Genomic DNA, 6,587 nt, shown 5'->3' with positions numbered 1-6,587 from the left:
GCTCTGGCGACGCACGCATCAGGCGGCCGCCCAAAACGCCCATCTCAAACGCCGAGCGTCAGACGCCAAAGGGCGTCACCGCCGTAAGCCCAGCAAAACACGCAGCCGACGGAAAAGCCAAAAAACGCAACTGTAATGCTAGGCCGACGCGGTGGCAACCCTGCCGCCGCCTGCTTGGTCCGGGGCGCCTGCCGCCCCGAACTTGGTAGCGGGGGCGCAAGCGCTTGTCGCCAAGCACCAGTGCAACTCCTGCCACGGACCGGAGCTGCTAGGCCAAGACGCGATCCCGCGCATCCGCGGACAGCGAGAAGACAACTTCGCCAAGGCGCTGGCGGGCTACAAGTCGAACGCTCGACCCGGCTATGACCCCGCGATGAACGAGGTCGCGCAGGAGCTGAAGGACGACGAGATCCGCGATCTCGCCGCCTACATTTCCAGGCTCTGATCTACTTGAGCGCATCCGCTCCTGTCTGACAGATCAGCGCGTCTTGATCTCCAGTCCCGCCCGAGCACCCAATCGCGCCTATCACCTTTCCGTCTGCGACTAACGGGATGCCGCCGGGTGAGGCTGCTAAATCAGGGTCGAGGGTGCCGTAGTAGTTCGAGCCAGCAGCATAGAAGTTGAAGAACACCCGGCTCTCGCGCCGCCAGCGTGCGGCTGTGCGGGCCTTGTTCTGTGAAATGCGGATCGAGGCGAGCTGCGCGCCATCGAGACGAGCGAAGTGAACGAGTTCGCCGTGGGTGTCGACCACAGAAATATTCATCGGCCAGCCGCGCTTCTTCGCTTCGGCCTCCGCGGCTGACAGAATGGTCTTGGCCTGCTCGTAGGTGATCGGGGCTCCGTAAGGCAGGCCAAACGGGATCTTCTCAGGTGTCCCTCCAGCCGGCGCCTGTGGGGGGCCTGCAGGCTTCGGAGGTTCGGTCGTCTGTGCCAGAGCTGACGTGCCGATCAATGCAAGGCACAAGGCCAGGGGGCGGGCAGAGTATAGCGTCATGTGTTTCCTCCAGCGCATGGGCCTCTGCGGGGCCTGCGGCGCGAGGGGAGCCTAAGCCAATGCAGACAAGGTGCCTCTCCTAGCAATCATGATCTGAGACAGAGTTGGCATTTCGTAGGGGCACGCGAGGCGAATGGCCGGGCGGCCATATCATCACGTCTCGCTCGGCTGCGGGTACCGAAAGGCAGCACGAAGGTACTGCCGGTGGAAATAGGGTCCGCTGCCGGTAAGCCTGAAAATCGAATCCCCACGCCGAGCGCCCGCACGCGATTAGGCTGCATCTTCAACTGGGGGATGCATCCTTGATTCGTGCAACGCTGCCGATTCGGCTCGCCCTTATGGCGCCGTTGCCGTTCATCACCGGTCCGGCCTCCGCCACCCCCGGCATGCTCCACGCCCGAGGCTGCCACGGTCATCCGAGGCATTGCCACCCGCGATCCGAATGGCGCACGAACCGGCGCGACAGGCACTATGTCGCTGGCCACTTCTTCCGGGACTGAAAGGCCGCGCATGCCTGCGCTCAATCGCCCCCGAGCCCCGGCCGGCTTCCTCGCGCGCGCTCTGGTCAGCGCCGTATTGCTTGGGGCACCGGACGAGCCCTTCGCACGCAGCTCGTGCAAGCTCCTTGTAGATCGGTGTCGAAGCATCGCCCCATTCGCAGATGGGCTTAAGTTGCTGAGAATAAATCTGAATGAGATCACGAAAAGGGGTCACGATCGGCGCCGATCGTGACCCCTTTTCGATCTGCATTTTTATAGTTGGGAAAAAGATTGAGCTGCATTTGTTCCTGGGTCACGCTTCGGGGCCGATCCACAGATCTGCATGCGTAGCGGTCATAGAGCGGTGAGGTGCACGGAAGCGGACGGGCCGATACCCACCACGGATCCGCGGCACTCAAATCTGAGTGTGTCGCGTCCGGTCGGGTCCGTTACAAACAAGCGGTGGTCGGACCTGACTTTGTGATTTGGCTTCCGGCACCGAATGCCGTCTGTTTTCGCCCGAGACCGCAGCGTTCCGTAGCCGTTGCGCTCGCATGAAGAAGGTGCGGAGCCGGGCGGGGATGAGGGACGCATGAGCGCAGCGCTCGGGATCATGTGCAAGGCTCCGCATCCGGGCCGCACCAAGACGCGGCTTGCCGCCTGCCTGGGGCAGGAGCGCGCGGCCCACCTCTCCGCCTGCTTCCTCGAGGATGTCGCCAACGCCGTGCTGGCGGTGCCGGACGCCCTGGGGCGCCAGGGCTACGGCGTCTATGCGCCGGCCGGAAGCGAGGCCGAACTCGCGCAGATCCTGCCGCCGACCTTCCGGCTGCTCCTTCAGGAAGGTGCGGAGTTCGGGCTCGTCCTCGGCACCGCGGTGCAGCGGCTGCTGGGCGAGGCAGGCCATGACTGCGTCGTGCTGATCAATTCCGACTCGCCGACCCTGCCGGTGGCGCTTCTCACCGCCGCGATCACAGCCCTGCGGCGACCAGGCGACCGGGTCGTGCTCGGGCCGGCGATCGATGGGGGCTACACCCTGATCGGGCTGAAGCGCGACCATCCCGAACTCTTCGCCGACATCCCGTGGAGCACGGGCGACGTACTACGCCTGACCCTGGAGCGGGCTGCCGGGATCGCCCTCTCGGTCGAAATGCTTCCGGTCTGGTACGACATCGACGACTTGGAGGCCCTCCGGGTTCTGCAGGCGGAGATCGCCGGAACCCCGCCGGCCTTCGCATCGCCCGGCGTCAGCGGCGGCCCGGCCCCGGCGACCCGCGCGATGCTGGCCCAATGGCCGGAGGTATGAGCGTGGATCGGGGAGCCGCCAGGCGCCTCACCGCTCTCGGCCTCATCGGGATCGTGCTGGTCGGTCTCGGGATGCCGGCGCTCCAGAGACTGGGGGACGATGCCTTCCTGATGCTCGTCGTCGCCAGCGGGGTGGTCGCGGCCCTGGGCGCACGCCTGGAGGGGATCGAGGGGCGCGCGGCGCTCACCATCATAATCGGCGCCGGCCTGACCATGCGTGTGCTGGCGCTGCCGGCGCCGCCGATCCTGTCTACGGATATCTTCCGCTACGTCTGGGACGGGATCGTGCAGGGCGCTGGCATCAACCCCTATCGCTACGTTCCGGCCGATCCCGCGCTGGCGTCGTTGCGCGGCGCGGCGGTCTACCCGTTCATCAACCGCGCCGATTACGCGGTGACCATCTATCCGCCCGTGGCCCAGGCGTTCTTCTTCCTCGTCACCCGCCTGTCGGAGAGCCCGCTCGCGCTCAAGGTCGCGCTGGTGGCCTGCGAGGGCGCGACCCTCGTGGCGCTGGTCGGCCTGCTGCGCCTCACCGGGCAGCCGGTGACGCGGATCGCGGCCTATGCCTGGCATCCGCTCCCGGTCTGGGAGATCGCCGGCCAGGGGCACGTCGACGGATTGATGATCGCTCTGATGATGCTGGGCCTCTGGCTCGCCCTGGTCCTCGGCCGGCGCTACGCGGGGGCGGGCGCGATCGTCCTGGCGGCGCTGGCCAAGCCCTTCGCGCTGATCGCGCTGCCCGGTCTGTGGCGCCCCTGGGACTGGCGGATGATTGGGCTGGTGCCCGCCGTCATCGCGGCGGCCTACCTTCCCTATCTCTCGGTCGGACGCGGCGTGCTCGGCTTCCTCGCCACCGGATACGTCGAGGAGGAGGGGCTGTCTTCGGGCGCCGGGTTCACCCCCCTGCGTCTCTGGCGCGGCTGCGTTGGGGAATGGCCGCACGACACCGCCATCTATCTCGGCCTCTGCCTCGCGATCCTGGCGGCCCTGGCCCTGCGGACCGGGTTCCGCGCGGTGCGGACGCCCGCGCGGAACCTGCACGACATCAATCTTTCGATCGTGACGTTACTCTTCCTGCTCTCGCCCGAATTCCCATGGTATCTGTTGATGGCGGTGCCGTTCCTGAGTATCGCCGCGACCCTTCCGGGGTGGGCCCTGACGGTGGGAGGCTTCATGCTTTACGATGTCGTTCCCGGCGATCCGCAGCTCTCCTTCGAGGCCCGCTCCGCGCTCCTGGCCGCCGTGGTCGCGGCGGCCGGGCTGGCACAGGTCGCCCTCGTCCGGCGACAGGGAGCCTCCCGATGACCGCCAGCCCCGCCGTCCCGGTCGTCGATCCGCGCCGCTACCACGAGGCGGCGCCGAAGGCGGTCGGCACCGTCGTCGAGCGACCCCCGGTCTGCCTCTACCTGGAGGTGACGAACCGCTGCAACCTGCTCTGCACAACCTGCCCGCGCACTTACGTCGAGCTCGAGCCGCCAGCCGACATGAGCTGGGAGCTGTTCACGACGATCGTCGATCAGGTGCCCCATCTCAGCCGGGCCGTGCTCCACGGGGTCGGCGAGCCGATGCTGGTGAAGGACCTGCCGCGCATGGTCCGCTACCTCAAGGATCGCGGCACCTACGTCCTGTTCAACACCAACGGCACGGTGCTGTCGGAGAAGAACGGCCGCGCCCTGATCGAGGCGGGGCTCGACGAGCTGCGCGTTTCTCTCGACGCTTCGACGCGGGCCTCCTACATCGCCGTGCGCGGCAAGGACTACTTCGAGCGCATCCTGAAGAACGTCCGCGCCTTCCGGGCCCTGCAGGAGCGCGAGGGGCACGCGAGGCCCCGGGTCTCCGCCTGGCTCACTGGCCTCAAGGAGACCCTGCCCGAACTCGCCGCCTTCGTGCGGGTGGCCGCCGAGGCCGGGGTGAAGGAGGTCTACCTGCAACGCCTGGTCTATTTCGAGGACGGCGCCATCGGCATGGCCCGACCCGATCAGGCCCTCTACGAGCGCATGGAGGCGGACGAGGCCCATTACCTCGCCGAGGCCGAGGCGGTCGCGGCCGAGCTCGGCCTCACCTTCTCGGCCTCGGGCGCAGCGAGCGAGCCCGGCATGAGCCTCAGGCGCGACGACGACGGCTCGCCCTGGTCGCTGTGCCGCCGGCCGTGGAACGTCATGTACGTCACCGCCAACGGCCGGGCGCTTCCCTGCTGCATCGCCCCGTTCTCGCAGCGCGGCTACGAGAACTACACCCTCGGTGACGCCACGCAGGACAGCCTGCGGGCCATCTGGAACGGCGCCGCCTACACCGATTTCCGCGCGGCGCTGCTCTCCGACACGCCGCCGCAGGCCTGCGGCAATTGCGGGCTGCGCTGGAGCCTGTGACCGCTTTCCCCTCCGTCACGGCCATCGTCCCCTGCCTGGACGAGGAGACCGCGATCGCCGACGTCGTCGCCGGGTTGCTGGCGAACGGCGCCGATGCGGTCGTCGTGGTCGATGGCGGCTCGCGGGACGCGACCGCCGCGCGGGCGACGAGCGCCGGCGCCCACGTCATCGTCGAGCCGCGCCGCGGCTACGGCCGGGCGATCCAGACGGGCATCACCGCGCTGCCGCCCGAGACCCACATCGTCCTGTTCGTGGACGGCGACGGCAGCGACCGGCTCGACCGTCTCCCGGGCCTGCTCGATCCGATCCGAACGGGCCGCGCCGACTTCGTGCACGGCTCCCGGATCCGGGGGAGCCGGGAGCCGGGTGCCATGAGCCCGCAGCAGATCGTCGCCGGGCACCTGGCGGGCGGGCTCCTGCGCCTCGTCTACGGGGCCCGTTTCACCGACATGTCGCCGTTCCGCGCCATCCGCCGCGACGCGTTGGCACGCCTCGGCATGGCGGACGAAACCTATGGCTGGAACCTCGAGATGCTGATGCGCGCCTCCGCGGCGGGCCTGCGCTGCGAGGAGATCGCCGTGGGCCAGCGGCCGCGCCGGGGCGGGGCCTCCAAAGTCTCCGGCGACTGGCGCGCGGGAATCCACGCCGCCTGGATCATCGCCACCACCTTCCTGCGCCTCGCCCGCACCCTCTCCCGAGAGGGGCGCCCCGCCGGCTGACGGGGGGGGCCAGCGCCGCAGCCCACGCCCTCAGGTGGCGATGCGGACGAGGCTGGCGGCCCACCCGTAGGTCAGGCCCGGGGGGAAGCGCCGGCGCAGCTCCGCGTCGAGGCCGAGGCTGCGCCCGGCGCCGAAGACGCTGAACAGGGCCATGAGGCCACCGAGGAAGACGTAGGTAAAGGGCCATTCCTGCGGATGCTGGTACAGGCCGAGCCAGAGCTGGGCGACGAAGGCCACGCCGATGGCCGCGGTGATCCGCACGCCGAGACCCAGGAGCAGCGAGACCGCGAAGGCCAGCTCGGTGAAGAAGACCAGCAGATCGAGGACGTAGAAGTTCGGCACCGGCAGCAGCACGGTTTTCACCAGATCGCGGTGGATCTGGAAGGCGGCGTTCGACACCTCTTCACCCGTCCAGAAATACAGGCCGTTCTCGGTTGAGAAGAACGGCAGCTTCCAGAGCATCCCCTGGAACCACATGGCCCCGACCAGGACGCGCAGAGCCCACAGGGTCAAATCCCGTCCGGTGCGCTGCACCGGATCTTCGACCCATTCGCGGAGCGCGATGGCGATGCTCCCCAGGAGCAGCAGAAGGAAGCCGCCGACCACGAGCCAGCGCCCGTAGCCCAGGGCGAGTTGATCACTCTGCTGCCCGATCAGGAACAGCCAGGTGTCGGTGAAGGGATCCGTTCGCATGGCATCGATCCTCGGTGGTGGGGCGCAGGC

Annotated in this window: 7 protein-coding genes; 5 read left to right on the top strand and 2 right to left on the bottom strand. The window is 68.2% G+C overall.

Features of this window, described 5'->3' with window-relative positions:
* The first annotated feature begins 151 nt into the window (after window positions 1-151).
* Window positions 152-445, top strand: coding sequence for a c-type cytochrome (locus tag MKL11_RS30885; protein WP_243950807.1), 294 nt, complete (start codon window positions 152-154; stop codon window positions 443-445).
* A gap of 1 nt (window position 446) precedes the next feature.
* Here the strand turns inward: MKL11_RS30885 and MKL11_RS30880 are convergent, their stop codons facing one another.
* Window positions 447-995 (bottom strand): GlcG/HbpS family heme-binding protein, encoded by a 549-nt coding sequence (locus tag MKL11_RS30880; protein ID WP_243950805.1) that lies wholly within the window; start codon window positions 993-995, stop codon window positions 447-449.
* A 1,071-nt stretch (window positions 996-2,066) separates the two neighbouring features.
* Between MKL11_RS30880 and MKL11_RS30875 the strand changes: the two genes are divergently transcribed.
* The 4 genes from MKL11_RS30875 to MKL11_RS30860 are packed head-to-tail and all read left to right on the top strand — an operon-like array spanning window position 2,067 to window position 5,864.
* Complete coding sequence (locus tag MKL11_RS30875; RefSeq protein ID WP_243950803.1) at window positions 2,067-2,777, top strand: TIGR04282 family arsenosugar biosynthesis glycosyltransferase; 711 nt, start codon at window positions 2,067-2,069, stop codon at window positions 2,775-2,777.
* Window positions 2,778-2,779: 2 nt separating this feature from the next.
* Complete coding sequence (locus MKL11_RS30870; protein ID WP_243950801.1) at window positions 2,780-4,081, top strand: glycosyltransferase 87 family protein; 1,302 nt, start codon at window positions 2,780-2,782, stop codon at window positions 4,079-4,081.
* On the top strand, window positions 4,078-5,145 hold the full coding sequence (locus tag MKL11_RS30865) for a radical SAM protein (protein ID WP_243950799.1): 1,068 nt from the start codon (window positions 4,078-4,080) through the stop codon (window positions 5,143-5,145). The genes MKL11_RS30870 and MKL11_RS30865 overlap by 4 nt, the downstream gene beginning before the upstream one ends.
* Complete coding sequence (locus tag MKL11_RS30860) at window positions 5,142-5,864, top strand: glycosyltransferase family 2 protein (protein ID WP_243950797.1); 723 nt, start codon at window positions 5,142-5,144, stop codon at window positions 5,862-5,864. Before MKL11_RS30865 ends, MKL11_RS30860 begins: the two co-directional genes overlap by 4 nt.
* 30 nt (window positions 5,865-5,894) lie before the next feature.
* Here the strand turns inward: MKL11_RS30860 and MKL11_RS30855 are convergent, their stop codons facing one another.
* Window positions 5,895-6,557: a DoxX family protein gene (locus tag MKL11_RS30855; RefSeq protein ID WP_243950794.1), complete on the bottom strand. Its 663-nt coding sequence runs from the start codon at window positions 6,555-6,557 to the stop codon at window positions 5,895-5,897.
* Between the last annotated feature and the right edge of the window lie 30 nt (window positions 6,558-6,587).

The sequence above is a fragment of the Methylobacterium sp. J-077 genome, from assembly GCF_022829365.1.
Taxonomy (GTDB): Bacteria; Pseudomonadota; Alphaproteobacteria; order Rhizobiales; family Beijerinckiaceae; genus Methylobacterium.
The sequence above is the reverse complement of the archived record's forward strand: the minus strand, read 5'-3'. Positions and strand labels throughout refer to the sequence as shown.